We start from the raw sequence: 20985 nt of genomic DNA, 5'->3' as shown, positions 1-20985 counted from the left end.
TCGTGCCCCAGGACCGGCCCGCCGCAGCAGTTCCGAGCCGTGCTCCACGAGGGATCTTGCTGGCGCACCCGGAGAGACTCGAACTCCCAACCTTCTGATCCGTAGTCAGATGCTCTATCCGTTGAGCTACGGGTGCTCGTCGCTGCGGCACGCCGCAGACAACGGTTGACCACTATACCCATCACCGCCGGGGGACGCGAACCGGACCGCTCGCCCTCGCTCGGACCCTCCTGGCACCCGCGGCGCCGGCGCGCGAGCACGTCGGCGGCGCACGGTCGGCAGCGCGTCCGGTCCGGGCAGACGTCAGCGGGTGCGGCGGCGGAGCCGTTTGACATCACCCGGCGTTCTCCTAGAGTTCATCCGACGGCTGCCCGTGCGTCGTCTCCAGGTGCCTGGGAGCACCCCGGCCCCGAGGGGAAGAGCGACGTGACCGTGCTGTTCGTCGTGATCGCCGTCGTCGTCGTCGCCCTGGTCTTCGACTTCACCAACGGCTTCCACGACAGCGCCAACGCGATGGCGGGCCCCATCGCCACCGGGGCGCTGCGCCCCCGGACCGCCGTGATCATCGCCGCGGTGCTCAACCTGGTCGGCGCGTGCCTGTCCACCGAGGTGGCCAAGACGATCTCCGGCGGCTTCTTCGACGAGTCGCTCATCACCGCGCCGATCATCCTGGCGGGCCTGGTCGGGGCGATCGTCTGGAACCTGCTCACCTGGCTCCTCGGACTGCCGTCGAGCTCCTCGCACGCCCTCTTCGGCGGGCTCATCGGCGCGGTCGTCGTCGGCGCCGGGATGAGCACGGTGCACGGCTGGGTCATCGTCTCCAAGGTGCTGCTGCCCGCGCTGGTGGCCCCCCTCGTCGCGGGCCTGGCCGCCGTCGCCGCCACCCGGATCGCCTACCGGATCAGCCGCGGGGCCGACCGCGCGCAGACCGACGCCGGTTTCAAGTACGGCCAGGCCTTCACCGCGTCGCTCGTCGCCCTCGCGCACGGCACCTCCGACGGCCAGAAGACCATGGGCGTGATCACGCTGGTGCTGATCGCCGCCGGCCTCCAGCAGGCCGACACCGGCCCGCAGTGGTGGGTGGTCCTCGCGGCCGGACTGGCCATCGGGCTCGGCACCTACTCGGGCGGCTGGCGGATCATGCGGACGATGGGCAAGGGCATCGTCGAGATCGAGACCCCGCAGGGGGCGGCCTCGGGCGCCGCCACCGCCGCGACGATCCTCGCCTCCTCCCACCTCGGCTTCGGCCTCTCGACCACCCACGTCAGCACCGGCAGCATCCTGGGCTCCGGCGTCGGCCGCGAGGGCGCGGAGGTGCGCTGGGGCGTCGCCCGCCGGATGGTCTTCGCCTGGTTGCTGACCCTCCCGGCCGCCGGCCTGGTGGGCGGGCTCTCGGCCCTCGTCGCCGAGCAGGGGACCGTCGGCGTCGTCGGCCTGCTGGTCCTGCTGACCGCCGCCTGCGCCGTCATCTACGGCTTCTCCCGCCGGCACCGCATCGACCACCAGAACGTCACCGACAGCGCGGAGGTGATGGTCTTCGCGAGCGCCAGCGGGCGCAGCTACAGCACCGCCCGGCAGCGGGACGACGCCGACCACGACCACGGCTCGCCGTCCTCGCGGACGGGGGCGGGCTCGCGGTGACCATCGACTGGTGGGCCCTGGTGCTGGTGGCGGTCGTCTCGACCGCCCTGTCGGTGCTGTTCGTGACCCTGCTGGCCGCCGGCATCCGGCTGGTGGTGACCGCCCGCGGGCGGACCGCCGGGGCGACGCTGACGCTCTCCACCGGTTACGCCCTGCTGGGGCTGGCCGGGCTGCTCGTCCTGTTCGGGCTGTACCTGATCATCCCCCCGTTCCACTGAGCCGGCCGCGCACCCGGGATGCCCCGGACGCGACGTTCAGCCGACGCCGCGCCGCAGCCCCCGGCCCGACGTCACCCCGGTGAGCGCGCCGTCCTGCAGCACCCGTGCCCCGTTGACCCAGACGTCGTCGACGCCCTCCGCCAGCGCGCGCGGGTCGGCGTAGGTCGCACGGGAGCGCAGCGTCGCCGGGTCCAGCAGCACCACGTCCGCGGCGGACCCGGGCCGCAGCGACCCCCGGCCGGCCAGGCCGAACCGCTGCGCCGGTGAGGTGCTGTGGTGCCGGACCGCGTCGGCCCAGCTGAGGTCACCGCGCTCTGCGACGAAGACCTGCAGGTAGAGGGCGAAGGTGCCGTGGCCGCGCGGGTGCGGGACCGCCCCGCGGTAGATGCCGTCCGAACCGCCGACGTGCGCCGGGTGGGTGAAGGCCAGGGCGAGCTCGGCGTCGCCGCGCTCGACCGGCGTCTGCATCACGACGCCCACCTCGAGGTCGGCTGCCGCCAGCACCCGGAGCCCCAGCTCCGCCGCCGAGGTGCCGGCGCGCTCCGCCGCCTCCGCCAGGCTCAGCCCGGGCAACCAGGCGTACCCGGGAGCGGCCACGTGGGCGTAGCGGACCTGGTCGGCCCAGCGCGGGCCCATGTCCGCCCGGGCCGCCAGCACCGGCACCCACGACGCGAGGACGTCGGCGCGGACGGCCGGGTCGGCGAGCGCGGCCGTGCACGCCGCCACCCCGGCCTGCAGCAGCTCGGGCGGGAGGAGCAGCATGCTCAGCAGTGACGAGCCGCGCGAGTACGGGTAGGAGTCGAAGGTGAGGTCGACCTGCGCCCGGGCCCGGTCCACCAGCGTGCGCACCAGGGCGGACCGGGCGTGCAGGTGGGACACGTGCCCGCGGACGCCGGCCGCCCGGCAGATGGCGACGACCTCGTCCAGCCCTGCCGCCGCGTTGTCCTCGTAACCGCCGCGCATGTGGGTGACGTAGAGCGCGTCGACGGCGGCGAGGGGACGGCAGAGCGCGGTGATCTCGTCGGTGCCGGCGAACAGGCCGGGGACGTAGTCGAGCCCGGTGGAGAGCCCGAGCGCCCCGTCGGCGAGCCCCGCGGCGACCAGGTCCTGCATCGCGGCCACCTCGTCCGGCGTCGCCGGCCCGGGCCGGAGCCCGCGGACCTGCTCGCGGACGGTGCCGGCGGGCACCAGGTAGCCGAGGTTGACCGGCGTCGTGCCGTCGTAGGCCGCCAGCAGCGCGGCCACGCCCGGGCCGCGGTAGGTCGGGTGCCGGCCGTTCAGGGCGGCGAAGTAGCGGCTGGCGAAGGCGCCGTCGCCGGGGGCGAACGAGACGCCGTCCTGGCCGGCGACGACGGTGGTGACGCCCTGGCGGAGCAGCGCGAGCGCCACCTCGGGCTCGAACACGGCCGCGTCGGCGTGGCTGTGGGCGTCGACCAGCCCCGGGAGCACCAGCCGGCCCGTGCAGTCGACGACCGTGCCGGCGCCGGCCGGGTCGCCGTCGACGACCCGGTCGCCCTCGAGCAGCAGGTCGCCCGGGCGGGAGCCGTCGGCGTCCACCAGGGTGCCGCCGCGCAGGGCGGTCCTGGTCGGCGGCGCGGCCCGGGTCCCGGCGGTCCCGGTCACGCGCCGCCCGCGGTGAGGTCGCGGGCCATCACGACCTGGCCCGTCATCAGCCCCCCGTCGACGGGCAGGGTCACGCCGGTGATCCAGGAGGCCTGGTCGGAGGCGAGGAAGGCGATGGCCTCGGCGACCTCCTCGGGCCGGCCGACCCGACCGAGCGGGTAGTAGCTGCCCATCCGCTCGAGGAAGCCCGGCTCGAGCTCGGCCCGCTCGGTCCAGGTCGGGGTGGCGATGGTGCCGGGCGCGACGGCGTTGCAGCGGACCCCGTCCCGGCCGTGCCGGGCGGCGACCGAGCGGGTCAGGCTCACCAGGCCCGCCTTGGCGGCGGAGTACACGTCGTTGCCGAAGTAGCCGAGGCCGTTGACCGACGCCACGTTGACGATGGCCCCGCGCCGCTGGCGGCGCATGGCCGGGAGGCAGACCCGGGTCATCCGGAACGCGCCGAGCAGGTCGACGTCGAGCTCGTCGAGCATGTCGGCGTCGTCGTCGCGCTCGTCCAGCTCGCCGGCCGAGATGCGCATGGCGTTGTTGACCAGCACGTCGACCCGGCCGAAGTCGGCCAGCACCTGGTCGACGACGGTGGCGGCGGCGGCCAGGTCCCGGATGTCGAGCGTCAGGGCGACGGCCCCGTCCAGCGCCTCGGCGGTCTCGGCGGCGCGGTCGCCGTCGATGTCGAGCACCACCACCTGGGCCCCCTCGGCGGCGAAGAGCCCGGCGGTGGCCCGGCCGATGCCGGACCCTGCGCCCGTGATCAGCACCACCTGCTCGGCGAAACGCATCGGAGGCCCTCCCGGGTCGGACGAGGTCAGAAGAAGGTGTGGACGGCGTCGACCACCACCGGGTCGACGTCCTGGGCGGACGCCACCACCGCGATCGTCCGCCACTTGTCGAAGGCGGTGCAAGGGTGCGAGAGCCCCAGCCGGACGACGTCGCCGACCGCCAGCGCGCTGGCGGGTTCGACCTCGACGTAGGCGTGCTGGTCGTTCAACCGGGTGACGGTGGTCGCGCCGGGCTCCACCGGCTCGGGGGTCGTCCCCGGGCCGCCGCGGCGGACCGCGGCGAGCACGACCGGCAGGTCGAGGTCGAAGGGCAGGTCGCGCTTGCCGGCGTCCAGGACCACGAGCCCGGGCTCGGGCCGGGACAGCACCTGCGCCCAGACGTGGATGGCCGGTCGCAGGACCGGGCCGCCGCCGCGGGTGCTGGGCGTCAGCCGAGCGTAGTGGACGTCGTCGTGGACGACGTAGGCCCCCGACCGGACGACGACGACCACCCGGTGCCCCCGGTCGCGGCCCTCCCCGTCGAGCGGACCCAGCACGTCGGCGACGGCGTCGAAGTGGGCGCTGCCGCCCGCCGTGAGGGTGACGACAGGCGTCTGGAACCGGTCGGCGAGCAGCCGGTAGGCCGCGGCGAGGCGCTGCAGGAACGCGCCGACGGCCGCGAGCCCCTCCGCCGTCCCGCCCGCGCCGGGGACGGCGCCCTCGTAGCCGCTGACGCCGGCCAGCACGCAGGCGGGCGAGGCGAGCACCCGCTCGGCGACCGCCACGACCTCCGCGTCGGACCGGGCACCGGTCCGGCCGCCGGGTGACCCGAGCTCGACGCAGACGGTCAGCGGGCGGCGTGGGAGCGCCCCGGCCAGCGCCGCGTCGAGCTGATCGACGGCGGCGACCGAGTCGACCCAGTGCAGCACCTCGAGGGCGGGATCGGCGTCCCGCGCGGCCGCCAGCCAGCGGAGCTCGCCCGGGGCGACCAGCTGGTTCGCGACCACCAGCGCACGGACGCCGAACGCGTGGGCGGCCCGCAGCTGCGCGGCGTTGGCGACGGTGATGGCGGTGGCCCCGGCGTCCAGCTGGGCCAGCCACAGAGCGGGCGCCATGGTGGTCTTGCCGTGCGGGGCGAGCCCGACGCCGCGCTCGGCGCACCACGCGGCCATGGCGGAGAGGTTGTCCCGCAGGGCACCGGCGTCGAGGGTCATCAGCGGGGACCCCAGGTCGGACAGCCGCAGCCCGGCCGCTGCCAGGTCGCGCCCGGCGAGCCGGCCCTCGAGCCCGCCGAACCCCTGCTGCCGCCAGTCGAGCGGCTCGCCGGCCAGGGCGCCGACGAAGGTCCGCAGCAGCGCGTGCGGGTCCGGCCGCCCGGCGTCCGGGTCGGGGCGGGCGCCCACCTCAGACGGTCCCGGGCTGCTCGTCGTCAGGCACCACCGCGACCACGTCGATCTCGACGAGGATGTCCATCAGCTGCGAGCCGACGGTCGTGCGCACCGGGAAGGGCGCGACCATCCGGCTCCGGTAGACGGCGTCGTAGCCCGCGAAGTCCCGCTTCAGCTCCGCCAGGTGGGTGGTGACCTTGACGACGTCGCGCAGCCCGCAGCCCGCCGCGGCCAGCGCCGCCTCGAGGTTGTCGAGGACCCGGGCGGTCTGCTCCTCGATGGTGTCGCCGACGTTCTGGTCGGTGGCCGGGTCGACGGGGCCGAAGCCGGCGGTGAACACCAGCTGACCGGCGCGGATGACCTGGGAGTAGCTGCCGCGCGGCTGGGGCGCGGACTCGGAGGTGAAGACCTGCCGCATGGACGTCTCCCGGAGGGTGAGGGTGGCCCGCAGCGTAGCGAGCGGGCCGACGACCTCCGCGCCCCGGGGATGGAGAAACCCCGACCGAACAGGCGTCGGACGGGGTCTGACCAGCTGGCTCGTGTGGCGGAGGCGGCGAGATTTGAACTCGCGATGGGCTTTAAGACCCAAACCCGCTTAGCAGGCGGGCGCCATAGACCGGACTAGGCGACGCCTCCCACACTGAGCGCCCACCGGGGCGAGCGCCCGGCAAGACTACCGACCGCACGCACCGCGAGGCAAAAGCCGCTCCGGGAGAGGCCGCCGCAGAACCTCCCGGCTGCCCGCCGGCCACGTACAGTGGGGAGCGCCCGTCCCCCCTGCCCTGTCACCGAAACGCCTTGTGGGAGCCCGCATGCCCGACCAGCCGCCCGAGCAGGGCCCGTGGACCTGGGACCTCCCCCCGTCGTCCGCGACGGCGGTGCCGCGCACCGGGCGGAGCTTCGGCCGGACCGCCGCCCTCACGGTCGCCGGGACGGTGCTGCCGGGTCTCGGGCTGATCGCGGCCCGCCGCCGGGTGGTCGGGGGCGTGGTGCTGGGCGTCTTCGCCCTCGCCCTGGTGGTCCTGGGCGTCTGGGCGGCGCTCGACTGGCAGGGCCTGCTGGCCCAGTTCGTGAAGCCGTCCGTGCTCTACGCCACCAGCTCGGTGCTCGTGGTGCTGGCGCTGGTCTGGGTGGGCGTCGTGGTCGCCAGCCACCTCAGCCTCCGCGGCCGGACGACGCGGACCCAGCGGGTGGCCGGCGGGCTGCTCGTCGGCGTCCTCGCCTTCGCGGTGGCCGCGCCGATGGCCGTGGCCGCCCGCTACAGCTACGACACCGCGTCCTCGGTGCAGGGCGTGTTCAAGAGCCAGGACGACAGCCGGAGCGCGACGCGGCCGACGCTGGGCGGCAAGCCCAGCAGGGGCGCCACCGCCAAGGCTGACCCCTGGGCGGACAAACCGCGGCTCAACGTGCTGCTGCTCGGCGGCGACGCCGGGGCCGGCCGGACGGGCACCCGGACCGACACGATCATCCTGGCCAGCATCGACACCCGGACCGGGGACACGACGCTGTTCAGCCTGCCGCGCAACACCGGTCGGATGCCGTTCCCCGCGAAGTCCAAGCTCAGCCAGTACTACCCGGACGGGTTCACCAACGGCGACGGCGACGACCCGGAGCACTTCCTCAACGCCATGTACGACAACGTGCCGAACGCGGTCCCGAAGGACGTGCTCGGCGAGACCGACAACCTCGGCGCCGACGCCCTGAAGCTGTCCGTGGGCGCCGCGCTGGGGCTCGAGGTGGACTACTACGTGCTGATCAACCTGCAGGGCTTCAGCAAGATGATCAACGCGCTCGGCGGCATCACGCTCAACATCAACAGCTACATCCCGATCGGCGGCAACACCGACCTCGGCATCCCGCCCGACGACTTCCTGGAGCCCGGGCCGAACCGCAAGCTCGACGGCCGCGGCGCCCTCTGGTACGCCCGCGGCCGCTTCGGCTCCGACGACTTCGCCCGGATGGACCGCCAGCGCTGCGTGATCAACGCGATCATCAAGCAGGCCAACCCGGCGAACATGCTGGCCCGCTACGAGGACGTCGCCAAGGCGGGCAAGCAGATCGTGCTCACCGACATGCCGCAGGAGGTCCTCCCGCTGATGGTGGACCTGAGCCTGCGCGTGAAGGACGGCAGTGTCCGGAGCATCGTCTTCAAGCACGGCGAGGACGGCTTCCTCAGCCCCGACCCGGACTTCGACCGGATGCGCCAGCGCGTCAAGGTCGCGCTCGGCGAGGCGAAGGCGACGGGTCCCTCGGGCGGCGCGACGACGAAGAAGCCGTCCGCCTCGGGCGGTGCCACCGCCGCCAAGAAGCCGAAGAAGACCGAGAGCGAGGACGTCACCGACTCGTGCGCCTACAACCCGGAGATGGCCGCCACCGCGACGCCGTACCGGGGCTGATCGGCCTCGACGGGCCGGCTCAGCGCGCGGCCCCGTTCACTCCAGCGGGCGGTAGCCGCGGTCGGTGTCGAGCCGCTGCCGCACGGCATCCACCAGGGCGGCGAAGCGCGGGTCGGCGGCACCGCGCGGGTTGGTGATGAGGAGACCGTCGGCCGGGTCCTCGGTGACGACCCGGAGCTGGGGGTGCTGGAGCGTGACCTCGGTGACGGCGCTCCAGGGCACCGACCGCGACCGGCCCGCCCGGGTGACGCCGACGGCGTCGGCGGTGAGCTCGACCACGGTGCGCAGCCGGCCGCTGAGCACGACGGCGGCGGCGAGCAGCACCGTGCCGAAGGCGAGCAGCAGGGCCCCGGCGACGGCGGCGACCAGGGGCAGGTCCAGCGCCTGCCAGCCGACCAGCAGCAGCGCGCCGAGCACCTCGGCGCCCGCCGCGATGGCGAGCGCGCGGACGGGCGGCGTGGCGACGAGGACGAAGCGCTCGACCGGCGGGCGGGCGGTGGGGTGCGGGCTCACCGGGAAACCCTAGCCACCCACCGTCCTCCTCGCCCCTGCGCGCGCCCGGAGCCGATCTTCACGTGTTCTGCGTGACGACGCGGGTGCGGGTGCTCCCGCTGATGAGGGTGGGGGCTCGCTCCGGGGTGCAGCGGGACGACGAGCGGGGGTCGCATGACCGAGCAGGCGACGCGGGCGCCCGACCGGACTGCGGCTCCGCGGTGTCGGCCGGGGCGCTGGTGGGGGGAAGGAGGGTGACGCCGTGGTGATCGTCGCGCTGGTCCTGGTGGTGAGCACGGTCGCCCTGGCCGCGGGCGTGCTGTGGTCCACCCTGTTCGCGGGTCCTCCCCGCGGGCCTGGGTTCCCCTCCGGTCAGGGCGGCCGGGACGCCCGGCTCGAGCCGCTCCCGGCCGAGCCCTACGCCGGGCACCGGTGGTCCGAGCGCCGGCCGCGTCTGGAGCTCACCGAGAGCGGGATCCGTCGCACGGGCCACCAGGTCCGCTTCTGCCTCGACTGCCCGGCCGAGAAGTCGGACGAGCTGCCCCGGCGGGAGGCCGCCGGATGAGCACCCGGGTGGGTCTGCAGGGCCGCCTGGAGGCGGAGAACCGGACCCTCCGGCACCAGCTGGAGGCGCAGCCGCCCACCGGCGGAGGCGGCCGGGGGGCGCGACGGCGCCGGGGGCGGGGCTGGACGGTGCTGGCGGCCGCGCTGGTCGTGCTGGGACCCGCCGACCACGGCGACGGGGGCAGTCAGGCAGAGGCCGTCGACTGACGCGAGGTCCCCGGGACGCGAGGTCCGGGGGACTGGGCGAGCGGCGAGGGTGGGATTCGAACCCACGGAACGGTCTCCCGCTCGGGCGCTTTCAAGGCGCCTGCACTAGTCCACTATGCGACCTCGCCCGCGCGCGGCGTCGACGACCCGGCCGCAGGACCACCGAAGCGTAGCCGACCGGTCCCGTGGCAGGCTCGGCGTCATGAGAGCTGTGGTGGCCCGTGAGGCGGGCGGACCCGAGGTGCTCGAGCTGGTCGAGGTCGAGGACCTGACGGTCGGTCCGGGCGAGCTGCTGCTGGACGTCACGGCGGCGGGGGTCAACCGGGCCGACCTCCTGCAGCGGCAGGGGCACTACCCCCCGCCGCCGGGGGCGAGCCCGCTGATCGGGCTCGAGGTGTCGGGCCACGTGGCGGTGGTCGGGGCGGGGGTCGAGGGCTGGTCGGTCGGCGACGCCTGCGTCGCCCTGCTCGCCGGAGGCGGCTACGCCGAGCAGGTGGTGGTGCCGGCCGGGCAGGTCGTCGCTCCCCCGCCGGGGATGGACCTCGTCGAGGCGGCCGGGCTCATCGAGGTGGCCGCGACGGTGGTCTCGAACCTCGACCTGGCCCACCTCAGCGCGGGCGAGGTGTTCCTGGTGCACGGCGGTGCGGGTGGCATCGGCTCGTTCGCGATCCAGTACGCCCGCAGCCTGGGCGCCACCGTCCTGGCCACGGCGGGCGCTGCGGAGAAGGTGGCCTACTGCCGCTCGGTCGGCGCGCACCACGCGTTCTCCTACCGGGACGACTGGGCGGCGCAGGTGCGCTCGCTGGCGCCCGAGGGGGTGGACCTGGTCCTCGACAGCGTCGGCGCCCGCTACCTGGAGACGCACCAGCAGCTGATGGCGACCGAGGGGCGGCTCGTGGTCATCGGGATGCAGGGTGGCGCCCGGGCGACCCTCGACCTCGCGGCGCTGCTGTCGCGGCGCGGGCTGGTCACGGCCACCTCGCTGCGGCCACGACCGCCGGCGGAGAAGGCGGAGATCTGCCGGCGGGTGGTCGAACGGGTCTGGCCGCTGCTGGTGGACGGCACGATCGCCCCGACGCCCCAGACCACGTTCCCCCTGGCCGAGGCGTCGGCGGCGCACGCCCACCTCGAGTCCGGCGACCACCTCGGCAAGCTGGTGCTGGTCGTCCGTCGCTGACGGTGTTGTCCGGTTCGCGCGGGTGTTGTCCGATCCGGCCAGGGCCTTCTATTCGAACACCCGTTCTCCTAGCGTGGCGCCATGGACCTGGAGCCCGGCACGACCCCGGTGGGGCAGCGGCTGACCGCGCTGGCGGACGCCCTGACCCTCCTGGTGGACGAGGTCGAGGCCGGCGGTCTGGACCACCTCGACGCCACGGGGCTGGTCGGCTTCCTGCAGGACCTTGAGGCGGTGCGGAACCGGCTGCCCCTGGTCGACCACCGGGCCCTCCGCGACGCCGCGCAGCGTGACGTCGCCGGAACGCTGGGCCAGGGCCGGCTCACCCGGCTGCTGACCCAGGCGCTGCGGATCAGCCCGGGCGAGGCGCACCGCCGGGTGCGGGCGTCGGAGCAGGTCGGTGACCGGGTGACCGGGCTCGGCGAGCACCAGGCGCCGGTCCGGGCGGAGCTCGCGGCGGCGCAGCGGACCGGTCGGATCACGCCCGAGCAGGTCGACATCGTCTGCCGCGGGCTGGCCAGGGTCGACCTGCCGGGCTACGAGCCCGCCGCCCTGATCCGGGGCGAGCACGACCTGACGGAGCTGGCCGCCCTGCTGGGACCGCGCGACCTGCAGGTCTGCACCGACCGCTTCGTCGAGCACCTGGACCCCGACGGCAGCCGACCGCAGGAGCAGCTGAACGAGGACCGGCGCCACGTCGAGCTCCGCCGCGGGCGGGACGGCAGCTGGCGCGGCGAGCTGCGGCTGACCGGGCCGCTCGGGGCCAAGCTGCGCGCCGTGCTGCTGCCGCTCACGCGCCCGCGGACCGACGTCGTCGCCGGCCCGCGCGGCGGCCTGGTCGAGGTGCCGGACGCGCGCACCCACGGGCAGCGGATGCACGACGCTCTGGAGGAGATCTGCGACCGCGTGCTGCGCGGGGGCGACCAGCCGGAGTCCGGCGGGGTTCCCAGCACGGTCCTGGTGACCATCGACCACGACAGCCTCCTGCAGCGCACCGGCTACGGGACCACCGACGAGGGTGCGCTGATCTCGACGTCCCAGCTGCTCGAGCTGGCCGCGGAGGCGGAGGTCATCCCGACGGTGCTGGACCGGTCGGGCGCGGTCCTGACGCTGGGCCGGACACGGCGGATCGCCTCCCGGAGCCAGACCCTCGCCCTCGCCGCCCGCGACGGTGGCTGCAGCTTCCCGGGGTGTGACCATCCACCACCCTGGTGCGAACGGCACCACATCGTCCCCTGGCTCGAGGGCGGCCCCACGAACCTCGACAACCTGACCCTGCTCTGCCGCTACCACCACCACAACTTCGCCGCGCGGGGCTGGACCTGCCGCCTCGGTGAGGACCGGTTGCCCGTCTGGATCCCCCGCGGCACGTCGACCGCACGCAGACGCCGGTGCGCAACACGCGGCTCACGATGTCCCGTCCGGGTCGGGCGGTGAGCGAGCCCGGACTTACGCTCACCGGATGACTGCCGACGGCCCCACCATCCTGGCCACCTCGGGCGGGATCCGTCCCGGCCGGCGCACCCGCTGGGAGTTCTCCGAGCTGACCGAGCACGCGCTCGAGCTGGCCGGGGTCTCCGATCGCGCCCCACGGATCTGCTTCCTGGCCACGGCCTCCGGGGACAACCCGACGGCCATCACCGGGCTCTACGAGGCGGCGATGCTGCGGGGGCTGCACGCCTCGCACCTCACCTCGTTCGGGATGCCCAACGTCGAGGACCCGGCGGCTCACCTGCTCGAGCAGGACGTCATCTGGGTGCTGGGGGGCAGCGTGGCCGGGCTGCTGGCCCTGTGGCGGCTGCACGGCTACGACCGGGCACTGGAACGCGCGTGGCGGGCGGGCGTGGTGCTGACGGGGGTGTCGGCCGGCTCGATCTGCTGGCACCGCGGCGGAACCACCGACTCGTTCGGTCCGGACCTGCAGCCCGTCACCAACGGGCTGGGGCTGCTGCCCTGGAGCAACGGCGTGCACTACGACAGCGAGGAGCAACGGCGCCCGCTGTTCCAGTCCCTGGTGCAGGACGGCACCCTGCCGACGGGTTACGCGACCGACGACGGGGTGGGACTGCTCTACCGCGGCACCGAGCTGGTCGAGGCGCTGACCGAGGAGGACGACAAGGCCGCCTACCACGTGGAGGCCGGGGAGGAGGCGGCTGTCGAGACCCGCCTGGACACGCGCCGGCTCTGAGACGTACCCGACCCCGGGACACGCGGAGGTACGGCACGACCTCCGGCGAGGTCGCGCTCCCGGAGGCCGCAGGCCTGGGGGCTCACCGCGCCGCGGAGGTCACGGCAGTGGAGATCACCGCAGCCGCGAGGTCACTGCAGCTCGGCTGAACCCTGGCCGGCCACGGCGGCCTCGGCGCGGTCGCGGGGGACGTCCATCGCCCGCCCGCAGAAGGTGCAGGTGTCGACGTACCGGGTGCCGACGGGGAAGATCGGGATGAAGAAGAACGTGAAGCGGCGCACCTGCTTGACCAGCTGGTGCGCGCCCTGGTTGCCGCACACCTCGCACACGTAGAACAGCGTCGCCAGGAGCACCTGCTTGCTGCTCAGACCGAAGATCAGCACGTCGTCCTCCCACCGCGTCCGCCGGTCGGACACCGGACCACCCTGTCACGCCAGGCCGGAGCCCCCGCACCGGCCCGACGGCGTCACCCGGCCAGGCCCCCGACGTCAGAAGCCCGGCTCACCGAAGACCTGGACGACCCCGACGATGATCACGGCCGCGACGATGACGAACACCACGATGATCAGCAGGGCCACCATCCGTGCCATCGGCGAGCGGTCGCTGCCGGCGACGACGACGTCGGCGCGCGTGGTCAGGTTGTGCACCCGCGAGGGCTCGAGGCGCCCGGACCGGCCCGGCTCGCCCGCGACCTCGACCCAGTCGCCGTCCCGGACGGTGCCCGCGATGCTGGTGCCGCGGAGCTCCACCTCGGTCGGCACACCGGACTGCGGGTCGACGAGCCGGAACCCGAGGACCGACTCGCTGCGCACGTTCGCGCCGTGACCCTCCACCCGGGTGGTCGCCCCCTCGACCCGGCCGACCCGGGCGCCGGGGACCGCCGGCCGGGGCGGCTTCCAGGTGGGCACAGCGGGCCACGACTCGGGCGGGCGGGGACCCTCGGGTTCGGTCACACGTCGATGATGCAGCACCGCCCCGGTCCGGCCCGGCAGCCCACCCGACGCGGGTCCGGCGCCGCTCCGGGCCACCGGCGTCCCGCCGGGCTCAGGCGGGGTTAAGGTGCACCTGGAGGCGAGAATGGACATCCGCAAGACATTCCTCGAGTGGCCGGTGCTCCGGCAGCTCACCGGCAAGGACCCGCTCGGCCGTGGCTCGGCCGTGCAGTCGGAGCGCACCCGCAACCTGACGCCGCGCACCAAGACGGCTGACCGCGTCGTGCAGAGCGTCTGCCCCTACTGCGCCGTGGGTTGCGGGCAGCGGGTGTTCGTGAAGGACGAGCACGTGGTCCAGATCGAGGGCGACCCGGACTCGCCCGTCTCCCGCGGGCGCCTGTGCCCGAAGGGGTCGGCCAGCGAGCAGCTCGTGAACGCCCCGGGCCGGGCCACGACGATGCTCTACCGCCGCCCCCGAAGCACCTCCTGGGAGAAGATCGGCGTCGACGAGGCCACCGACATGATCGCCGACCGGATGGTCGAGTCCCGCCGCCAACGCTGGCAGGACACCGACGCCGAGGGTCGTCCGGTGCGCCGGACGATGGGGATCGCCGCCCTGGGCGGCGCGACCCTGGACAACGAAGAGAACTACCTGATCAAGAAGCTCTTCACCGCGCTGGGCGCCATACAGATCGAGAACCAGGCCCGTATTTGACACAGTGCGACGGTTCCCAGTCTGGGAGCCTCGTTCGGCCGTGGCGGCGCCACCGGCTTCCTGCAGGACCTCCAGAAGGCTGACTGCATCGTCATCCAGGGCTCCAACATGGCCGAGTGCCATCCCGTGGGGTTCCAGTGGGTGATGGAGGCGAAGGCCCGGGGGGCCAAGGTCATCCACATCGACCCGCGCTTCACGCGCACGTCGGCCGTGGCGGACACGCACGTCCCGATCCGGGCCGGCAGCGACATCGTCTTCCTCGGCGCCGTCATCAACTACATCCTCAGCAACGAGAAGTACTTCCACGAGTACGTGCTCGCCTACACGAACGCGGCCACGCTGGTCAGCGAGGACTTCGTCGACGCAGACGACCTCGACGGCGTCTTCTCCGGCTACGACCCCGAGACCGGCACCTACGACACCACCAGCTGGTCCTACGAGGGCCAGGACGACGCCACGGCCAGCGACAGCAGCAGCGGCGCGGGTGACGAGGGCACGGAGTCCGAGAGCAGCCGGGGCGCCGGCCACGAGCTGGGCGGCCACGGTGCCGCCATGGACCCGAGCAACATCAAGCGGGACGAGACCCTGCAGCACCCCCGCTCGGTCTTCCAGGTGCTGAAGCGGCACTACGCCCGCTACACCCCGGAGATGGTGCAGGAGACCTGCGGCATCAGCCCCGAGCAGCTGCTCGAGGTGTGCGAGGCGGTGACCGAGAACAGCGGCCGCGAGCGCACCACCACGTGGGTCTACTCGGTCGGCTGGACGCACCACACCGTGGGTGTGCAGTACATCCGCGGCTCGGCCATCATCCAGCTGCTGCTGGGCAACATGGGCCGTCCGGGCGGCGGGATCCTCGCGCTGCGCGGCCACGCCAGCATCCAGGGCTCGACCGACATCCCGACCCTGTTCAACCTGCTGCCCGGCTACCTGCCGATGCCGAAGGCCGGACCGCACGACTCCCTCGACGAGTACGTCGCGGAGATCGCGAGCCCCGACCAGAAGGGCTTCTGGGTCAACGCCAAGACCTACACCGTCAACCTGCTCAAGGCCTGGTGGGGTGACGCCGCGACCGAGGAGAACGACTACGCGTTCTCCTACATCCCGAAGCTGACCGGCGACCACGGCACCTACGCGACCGTGATGTCGATGCTGCGGGACGAGATCGACGGCTACTTCCTGCTGGGCCAGAACCCGGCCGTCGGCTCGGCGCACGGGAAGATGCAGCGGATGGGCCTGTCCCACCTGAAGTGGCTGGTGGTCCGGGACCTGAACATGATCGAGTCGGCGACGTTCTGGAAGGACGGCCCGGAGATCGAGACGGGCGAGCTGAAGACCGACGAGATCGACACCGAGGTCTTCTTCTTCCCGGCGGCGGCGCACGTGGAGAAGGGCGGCACGTTCACCCAGACCCAGCGGATGCTGCAGTGGCACCACAAGGCGGTCGACCCGCCCGGTGACGCGCAGAGCGAGCTGGAGTTCTTCTACCTGCTGGGTCAGAAGATCCGTGCCCGGCTGGCCGGCTCGACCGACGAGCGCGACCGCCCGATCCTCGACCTGACGTGGGACTACCCGCTGGACGAGTCCGGGGAGATCTCGGCCGACGCCGTGCTGCGCGAGATCAACGGCTACCACCTGGCCGGGGAGAAGGCCGGCCAGATGCTCAACACCTTCAACGAGATGAAGCCGGACGGCACCACCAGCGGCGGTTGCTGGATCTACACCGGCGTCTACGCCGACGGGGTGAACCAGTCGATGCGGCGCAAGCCTGGCCGCGAGCAGTCCTGGGTCGCGCCCGAGTGGGGCTGGGCCTGGCCGATGAACCGCCGGATCCTCTACAACCGCGCGGCGGCGGACCCGGACGGCAAGCCCTGGAGCGAGCGCAAGGCCTACGTCTGGTGGGACGAGGAGCAGCAGAAGTGGACCGGGCACGACGTCCCGGACTTCGAGGTCGGCAAGGCTCCCTCCTACCGGCCGCCGAAGGGCGCGTCCGGTCCGGCCGGGCTGGCCGGGGACGACCCGTTCATCATGCAGGCGGACGGGAAGGGCTGGCTCTACGCGCCCAGCGGGCTGCTCGACGGCCCCCTGCCGGTGCACTACGAGCCGCAGGAGTCGCCCATCAGCAACCCGATGTCGCGGCAGCAGTCCAACCCGACCCGCGAGCTCTTCCCGCGCCAGGACAACCTGCAGAACCCCTCGGGGGACGAGCCCGGCTCGGAGCTCTACCCCTACGTGTTCACCACCTACCGGTTGACCGAGCACCACACCGCGGGCGGCATGAGCCGCTGGCAGTCCCACCTGGCCGAGCTCCAACCGGAGTTCTTCTGCGAGGTCTCCCCGGAGCTGGCCCGGGAGCGCGGCCTGGTGAACAACGGCTGGGCGACGATCATCAGCGCCCGGACGGCGATCGAGGCCAAGGTGCTGGTCACCGAGCGGGTGGCCCCGCTGCGGGCCGGCGGCAAGACGATCCACCAGATCGGGCTGCCGTACCACTGGGGCGTCGGGAGCGACGCCCTGGTCACCGGGGACTCCGCCAACGACCTCTTCGGCGTCACGCTCGACCCGAACGTGCACATCCAGGAGACGAAGGTCGGTTCCTGCGACATCCAGCCGGGTCGGCGCCCCCGCGGCGCCGCGCTGCTGGACTACGTCGCCGCCCACCGGGAGCGGGCCCACGTCACGCTTGCGACCGGCAACCAGCAGCGGACGCCACCCGAGGGTGCGGACGGCAAGCACGCCAGCCGCGACGGGGACCACGGCCACTCCTCGCAGGGCCAGGTCGCCGAAGGTCACGCCCCGAGCGGCCAGTACCTGAACCCCCAGAGCGAGGACGGAACCTCATGAGCCCGTACGGCGATCCCGCCCACCAGGGCACCGGCCACAGCCACGCCGACCCGGGCGACGGGCACCTCGGGCTCGACCAGGCCTTCACCTCGGCGGGTCCCTCCGGTCCGGCCGCGCACGCCGGGTGGGAGGCCCCGCCGCCGCGCAAGGGCTTCTTCACCGACACCTCGATCTGCATCGGCTGCAAGGCCTGCGAGGTGGCCTGCAAGGAGTGGAACGGGGTGCCGCAGGACGGCATCTACGAGCTGCTCGGGAGCTCCTACGACAACACCGGCGCGCTGGGCGCGAGCACCTGGCGCCACGTCGAGTTCATCGAGCAGCGCAAGCCGCTGGGGAACCAGGACAACGGCATCACCATCGGCGTGCCGGAGACGGTGCTCGGGCCCGACGTGTCGCTGAAGGAGATGGTCGAGGGCAACCCCCTGGACGCCCTCCGGCTGGCCCAGGGCCCGGGGCAGGGCGCCCAGGGCATGGTCGACCTCGGGATGCCGGCGTTCGACCTGCCCAGCGCCTCCCCGGACGCCGGTGAGCGGACCGACTTCCGCTGGCTGATGGCGTCCAACGTCTGCAAGCACTGCACCAACGCCGGCTGCCTCGACGTCTGCCCGACGGGCGCGCTGTTCCGCACCGAGTTCGGCACCGTCGTCGTGCAGGACGACATCTGCAACGGCTGCGGTTACTGCGTCGCGGGCTGCCCGTTCGGCGTCATCGACCGGCGGATCGGTGAGAAGGCCCCGCTGTTCGGCCACTCCGACAAGCCGACGACGAAGAACGCCGGCATCGCCCAGAAGTGTACGCTGTGCTACGACCGGCTGCTCGACGACCAGGTCCCGGCCTGCGCCAAGGCGTGCCCGACCCAGTCGATCCAGTTCGGCGACGTGGACGAGCTCCGCGAGCGGGCCGAGAAGCGGGTCGCGGACCTGCAGGCCGCCGGGGTCATGAACGCCCAGCTCTACGCCGAGGACCCGGAAGGCGGCGTCGGCGGGGCCGGGGCGTTCTTCCTGCTGCTGGACGAGCCCGAGGTCTACGGCTTCCCGCCCGACCCCATCGTCACGACCGCCGACCTGCCGCGGATGTGGAAGCACGCCGGGCTGGCCGCCCTGGGGCTGCTGGCGGCGGCCGCCGTCGCCTTCACCGGGGCCCGTCGATGAGCACCGGGGAGTACGAGAAGGGCGAGCAGGCCGTCGGCTCGGCCGCCAACCCGGACATCAACGAGGACGGTCCGAAGAACACCGCCGACGACATCAGTGCGATCCCGGGGTCGGCCGGCGGGACCAGCGCGGCCGCCACGGCTGAGCGCACCGCTGGCGGCGACCGGGGCAGCGCCGGACCCGGCCAGAGCCCGCGCGTCGGCGAGCACCTGCGGGGCGGCCAGGAGCACGGGGCCGGTCAGGTCAGCGACGCCGGCCGCGGGACCCCGCCGGGCGACGGCTCGCGGCGCCGCGGCGGCGGGGGTCGACGCAAGCGCCGTGCCGAGGAGCAGATGGTCCCGGACGCGACCTTCACCTCCTACTACGGCCGCCCGGTCGTCAAGGCCGCCCCCTGGGAGACGGCGATCCCGCTGTACCTCTTCATGGGCGGCATCGCCGGCGGCTCGTCGCTGCTGGCCGCCGGCGCGGACCTGACCGGACGGCCGACCCTGCGACGCGCGGCCCGGATCAGTGCCACCGGGGCGATCAGCGTCAGCCTCGCCGCCCTGGTGGCCGACCTCGGTCGGCCCGAGCGGTTCCTCAACATGCTCCGGGTGTTCAAGCCGACGTCGCCGATGTCGGTCGGCACCTGGATCCTCACCGCCTACGGCCCGGGCGCCGTCGTCGCCGGGGCGGCCGAGGTGGCCAAGCTGCTGCCGGTCCGCTTCGGGATCCTCAGCACGCTGCTCGACTGGGCCGCCCGCCCCGCCGGCCTGGCCGCCGCCGCCTTCGCGCCCGGGGTGGCGTCCTACACCGCCGTGCTGCTGACCAACACCTCCACCCCGGCGTGGCACGACGCGCACCGCGAGCTCCCCTTCGTCTTCGTCGGTTCCGCCGCCGCGGCGTCCGGCGGGCTGGGCATGCTGCTGTCCCCGCTGTCGGAGTCCGGGCCCGCCCGGCTCTTCGCCGTCGCCGGCGCGGCGGTCGAGCTGGCCGTCGAGCACCGGATGGAGCACTCGATGGGGCTGTCGGCCGAGGTGCTGCACACCGGGACCCCGGGTCGGCTGATGACCGCCAGCAAGGTGCTGACCGCCGCCGGCGCCCTCGGCGCGCTGCTGGTCGGTCGCCGGAGCCGGGTCGGTGCCGGCCTCTCGGGTGTGGCCCTGCTGGCCGCCTCGGCCTGCACCCGGTTCGGCGTCTTCGAGGCCGGGCCCGCGTCCGTCCACGACCCCAAGTACACGATCGTCCCGCAGCGGGAGCGGCTCGACCGGCGCCGGGCAGCGGAAGCCGCCGCCCGGGACGCCGACGCCGCCCCGCCCACCACCTAGGAGCTTCATGAGCACCGCCGCCAACGCTGGAACCAGGACCGGCACCGCCGGCGACAACCCCACGAAGGGCCGCTGGGGGCTGGTCATCGCCGCGCTGCTGCTGCAGCTGTCGCTGGGCGCCGTCTACGCCTGGAGCGTCTTCAGCTCCGCGCTGCAGAAGGCCGAGCCCTGGCAGCTGAGCAAGCCCGAGGCCACCGTCCCGTTCGAGGTCGCCATCGGGATGATCTTCATCGGCACCTACCTCGGCGGGCGCATCCAGGACCGCCGCGGCCCGCGCACCGTCGCGGTCATCGGCGCCGTGGTCTACGGCCTGGGCGTGATCGTCGCGTCCTTCGCCCGCGACGCGGACCAGCTCTGGCTGCTGGTCCTCGGCTACGGCGTGCTGGCGGGCTTCGGTCTCGGCCTGGCCTACATCGTGCCGATCGCCATGCTGCAGAAGTGGTTCCCCGACAAGCGCGGGCTGATCACCGGCCTCGCCGTCGGCGGCTTCGGGTTCGGCGCCGTCATCACCGCCCCGATCGCGCAGGCGCTGGTGCGGCGGAGCCCGGACGAGCCGACCTCGGTCTTCCTGCCCCTGGGAATCGCCTACCTGGTGTTCTCGGTCGCCGGAGCCCTGTTCTTCCGCAACCCGCCCGAGGGCTACACCGTGCCCGGCTACGAGCCCGCCACCAGCGGCAAGGTCGTCGACAGCGGCCGGGACTACACCCAGGGCGAGGCCCTGCGCACCTGGCAGTGGTACGCGCTGACGGCCATCCTCACCCTCGCCGTGCTCGCCGGCATCTCCTTCATCTCCCAGGCCGCGGCCAGCTTCACCGACATCGCGGGGTACACGGCCCTGGCTGCCGCCAGCGCCGTGGGCTTCCTGGGGCTGTTCAACGGGGCGGGCCGGATCTTCTGGGCCGCCATCTCCGGACGGATCGGCCGGATGCCCACCTTCATCGCGATCCTGGCCCTCGAGGGCGTCTGCCTCCTGCTCATCCCGCACGTCCACAACGCGCTGCTGTTCTTCGTCCTCTGCGCCGTCGTCTACCTCTGCTACGGCGGCGCCTTCGGCACCATGCCGGCCACCGCGGGCGACTTCTTCGGCGTCAAGAACGCCGGCGCCATCTACGGCCTGATGCTGATCGGCTGGAGCCTCGGCGGCGTCGTCGGGCCGCTGATCGCTGCTGCGCTCATCGGCGGGGACAAGAACTACACGACCGCCTACACCACCATCGGGATCATCGCGCTGGTCGCGATCGTGCTGCCGCTGGTGACCCGGCTGCCCCGGACCCGGACCGACGCCTCCGAGGGCAGCCTGGGAGCCTCCTCGCGCCGCTGACCGCCGGGGGATGGCCCGTGGCCTGAGCCGGTCGGGAGACCGGCTCGGGCCACGGGGGGGCGTGCGCATCCG

The 20985-nt window shown here is 73.7% G+C and carries 19 protein-coding genes, 3 tRNA genes and 1 pseudogene; 13 read left to right on the top strand and 10 right to left on the bottom strand.

Features of this window, described 5'->3' with window-relative positions; all coding sequences use genetic code 11:
- Positions 1-60: 60 nt before the first annotated feature.
- Positions 61-136 (bottom strand) — tRNA-Arg (locus tag BLT72_RS00430).
- Positions 137-426: 290 nt separating this feature from the next.
- Here BLT72_RS00430 and BLT72_RS00425 point away from each other — a divergent pair.
- Positions 427-1641: an inorganic phosphate transporter gene (locus tag BLT72_RS00425; protein ID WP_091408575.1), complete on the top strand. Its 1215-nt coding sequence runs from the start codon at positions 427-429 to the stop codon at positions 1639-1641.
- The gene (locus BLT72_RS00420; protein WP_091408572.1) at positions 1638-1859 is read left to right on the top strand and encodes a hypothetical protein; all 222 of its coding nucleotides are present in this window, start codon (positions 1638-1640) and stop codon (positions 1857-1859) included. Before BLT72_RS00425 ends, BLT72_RS00420 begins: the two co-directional genes overlap by 4 nt.
- 36 nt (positions 1860-1895) lie before the next feature.
- Here BLT72_RS00420 and BLT72_RS00415 read toward each other — a convergent pair whose 3' ends face one another.
- The 5 genes from BLT72_RS00415 to BLT72_RS00395 form a co-directional block, all read right to left on the bottom strand.
- Positions 1896-3482, bottom strand: coding sequence for an N-acyl-D-amino-acid deacylase family protein (locus BLT72_RS00415; RefSeq protein WP_091408568.1), 1587 nt, complete (start codon positions 3480-3482; stop codon positions 1896-1898).
- A complete protein-coding gene (locus BLT72_RS00410) occupies positions 3479-4258 on the bottom strand; it encodes an SDR family NAD(P)-dependent oxidoreductase (RefSeq protein WP_091408566.1) in 780 nt (259 codons plus the stop codon). The genes BLT72_RS00415 and BLT72_RS00410 overlap by 4 nt, the downstream gene beginning before the upstream one ends.
- A gap of 26 nt (positions 4259-4284) precedes the next feature.
- Complete coding sequence (locus tag BLT72_RS00405) at positions 4285-5640, bottom strand: type III PLP-dependent enzyme domain-containing protein (protein ID WP_231930238.1); 1356 nt, start codon at positions 5638-5640, stop codon at positions 4285-4287.
- A gap of 1 nt (position 5641) precedes the next feature.
- Positions 5642-6043 (bottom strand): RidA family protein, encoded by a 402-nt coding sequence (locus tag BLT72_RS00400; RefSeq protein ID WP_091408563.1) that lies wholly within the window; start codon positions 6041-6043, stop codon positions 5642-5644.
- A 124-nt stretch (positions 6044-6167) separates the two neighbouring features.
- A tRNA-Ser gene (locus BLT72_RS00395) sits at positions 6168-6261 on the bottom strand.
- 176 nt (positions 6262-6437) lie between these two features.
- On the opposite strand from BLT72_RS00395, the gene BLT72_RS00390 reads away from it, so the two are divergent.
- On the top strand, positions 6438-8021 hold the full coding sequence (locus tag BLT72_RS00390) for an LCP family protein (RefSeq protein WP_091408560.1): 1584 nt from the start codon (positions 6438-6440) through the stop codon (positions 8019-8021).
- A 36-nt stretch (positions 8022-8057) separates the two neighbouring features.
- On the opposite strand, the gene BLT72_RS00385 is transcribed toward BLT72_RS00390, so the two are convergent.
- The gene (locus BLT72_RS00385; protein ID WP_091408558.1) at positions 8058-8534 is read right to left on the bottom strand and encodes a hypothetical protein; all 477 of its coding nucleotides are present in this window, start codon (positions 8532-8534) and stop codon (positions 8058-8060) included.
- Positions 8535-8775: 241 nt separating this feature from the next.
- Between BLT72_RS00385 and BLT72_RS00380 the strand changes: the two genes are divergently transcribed.
- Both BLT72_RS00380 and BLT72_RS00375 read left to right on the top strand, forming a co-directional pair.
- Positions 8776-9078, top strand: a complete 303-nt coding sequence (locus BLT72_RS00380; RefSeq protein WP_091408555.1) for a hypothetical protein — start codon at positions 8776-8778, stop codon at positions 9076-9078.
- Positions 9075-9284, top strand: a complete 210-nt coding sequence (locus tag BLT72_RS00375; protein WP_091408552.1) for a hypothetical protein — start codon at positions 9075-9077, stop codon at positions 9282-9284. The genes BLT72_RS00380 and BLT72_RS00375 overlap by 4 nt, the downstream gene beginning before the upstream one ends.
- A gap of 41 nt (positions 9285-9325) precedes the next feature.
- Here BLT72_RS00375 and BLT72_RS00370 read toward each other — a convergent pair.
- Positions 9326-9412, bottom strand: a tRNA-Ser gene (locus BLT72_RS00370).
- A gap of 74 nt (positions 9413-9486) precedes the next feature.
- Between BLT72_RS00370 and BLT72_RS00365 the strand changes: the two genes are divergently transcribed.
- The 3 genes from BLT72_RS00365 to BLT72_RS00355 all read left to right on the top strand — a co-directional run bounded on the left by BLT72_RS00365 (position 9487) and on the right by BLT72_RS00355 (position 12646).
- Positions 9487-10461, top strand: coding sequence for an NAD(P)H-quinone oxidoreductase (locus BLT72_RS00365; protein ID WP_091408550.1), 975 nt, complete (start codon positions 9487-9489; stop codon positions 10459-10461).
- 81 nt (positions 10462-10542) lie between these two features.
- Positions 10543-11895, top strand: a complete 1353-nt coding sequence (locus BLT72_RS00360; RefSeq protein ID WP_091408546.1) for an HNH endonuclease signature motif containing protein — start codon at positions 10543-10545, stop codon at positions 11893-11895.
- A gap of 25 nt (positions 11896-11920) precedes the next feature.
- Positions 11921-12646: a Type 1 glutamine amidotransferase-like domain-containing protein gene (locus BLT72_RS00355; protein WP_091408543.1), complete on the top strand. Its 726-nt coding sequence runs from the start codon at positions 11921-11923 to the stop codon at positions 12644-12646.
- Between the two features lie 131 nt (positions 12647-12777).
- Here the strand turns inward: BLT72_RS00355 and BLT72_RS00350 are convergent, their stop codons facing one another.
- On the bottom strand, positions 12778-13062 hold the full coding sequence (locus BLT72_RS00350; protein ID WP_091408541.1) for a zinc-ribbon domain-containing protein: 285 nt from the start codon (positions 13060-13062) through the stop codon (positions 12778-12780).
- A 72-nt stretch (positions 13063-13134) separates the two neighbouring features.
- Entirely contained in the window at positions 13135-13599 is a 465-nt protein-coding gene (locus BLT72_RS00345; RefSeq protein ID WP_157720201.1) for a hypothetical protein, read from the bottom strand.
- 124 nt (positions 13600-13723) lie between these two features.
- Here BLT72_RS00345 and BLT72_RS23630 point away from each other — a divergent pair, with 124 nt between their 5' ends.
- The 5 genes and pseudogenes from BLT72_RS23630 to BLT72_RS00320 all read left to right on the top strand — a co-directional run bounded on the left by BLT72_RS23630 (position 13724) and on the right by BLT72_RS00320 (position 20913).
- A complete protein-coding gene (locus BLT72_RS23630; RefSeq protein ID WP_091408535.1) occupies positions 13724-14293 on the top strand; it encodes a molybdopterin-binding domain-containing protein in 570 nt (189 codons plus the stop codon).
- A gap of 12 nt (positions 14294-14305) precedes the next feature.
- Positions 14306-17134 (top strand): annotated as a pseudogene (gene fdh, locus BLT72_RS00335) (formate dehydrogenase); the annotation flags it as partial.
- Complete coding sequence (locus tag BLT72_RS00330) at positions 17131-18285, top strand: 4Fe-4S dicluster domain-containing protein (RefSeq protein ID WP_091408528.1); 1155 nt, start codon at positions 17131-17133, stop codon at positions 18283-18285. The pseudogene fdh and the gene BLT72_RS00330, both read left to right, overlap by 4 nt.
- The gene (gene nrfD, locus BLT72_RS00325) at positions 18282-19592 is read left to right on the top strand and encodes an NrfD/PsrC family molybdoenzyme membrane anchor subunit (RefSeq protein ID WP_231930237.1); all 1311 of its coding nucleotides are present in this window, start codon (positions 18282-18284) and stop codon (positions 19590-19592) included. Before BLT72_RS00330 ends, nrfD begins: the two co-directional genes overlap by 4 nt.
- 7 nt (positions 19593-19599) lie before the next feature.
- Positions 19600-20913 (top strand): L-lactate MFS transporter, encoded by a 1314-nt coding sequence (locus BLT72_RS00320; RefSeq protein ID WP_091408524.1) that lies wholly within the window; start codon positions 19600-19602, stop codon positions 20911-20913.
- Positions 20914-20985 lie beyond the last annotated feature (72 nt).

Source organism: Friedmanniella luteola, from assembly GCF_900105065.1.
Lineage (GTDB): Bacteria > Actinomycetota > Actinomycetes > Propionibacteriales > Propionibacteriaceae > Microlunatus > Microlunatus luteolus.
Note: the sequence above shows the minus strand (reverse complement) of the source record. Positions and strands in the feature narration are given on the sequence as shown.

Bases quoted from the DNA above. Each gene is read 5' to 3' on its own strand.
- BLT72_RS00320 (WP_091408524.1), top strand. From the start codon at position 19,600: ATGAGCACCGCCGCCAACGCTGGAACCAGGACCGGCACCGCCGGCGAC.
- BLT72_RS00375 (WP_091408552.1), top strand. From the start codon at position 9,075: ATGAGCACCCGGGTGGGTCTGCAGGGCCGCCTGGAGGCGGAGAACCGG.
- nrfD (WP_231930237.1), top strand. From the start codon at position 18,282: ATGAGCACCGGGGAGTACGAGAAGGGCGAGCAGGCCGTCGGCTCGGCC.
- BLT72_RS00410 (WP_091408566.1), bottom strand. From the start codon at position 4,258: ATGCGTTTCGCCGAGCAGGTGGTGCTGATCACGGGCGCAGGGTCCGGC.
- BLT72_RS00360 (WP_091408546.1), top strand. From the start codon at position 10,543: ATGGACCTGGAGCCCGGCACGACCCCGGTGGGGCAGCGGCTGACCGCG.
- BLT72_RS00365 (WP_091408550.1), top strand. From the start codon at position 9,487: ATGAGAGCTGTGGTGGCCCGTGAGGCGGGCGGACCCGAGGTGCTCGAG.
- BLT72_RS00330 (WP_091408528.1), top strand. From the start codon at position 17,131: ATGAGCCCGTACGGCGATCCCGCCCACCAGGGCACCGGCCACAGCCAC.
- BLT72_RS00355 (WP_091408543.1), top strand. From the start codon at position 11,921: ATGACTGCCGACGGCCCCACCATCCTGGCCACCTCGGGCGGGATCCGT.
- BLT72_RS00400 (WP_091408563.1), bottom strand. From the start codon at position 6,043: ATGCGGCAGGTCTTCACCTCCGAGTCCGCGCCCCAGCCGCGCGGCAGC.
- BLT72_RS23630 (WP_091408535.1), top strand. From the start codon at position 13,724: ATGGACATCCGCAAGACATTCCTCGAGTGGCCGGTGCTCCGGCAGCTC.
- BLT72_RS00390 (WP_091408560.1), top strand. From the start codon at position 6,438: ATGCCCGACCAGCCGCCCGAGCAGGGCCCGTGGACCTGGGACCTCCCC.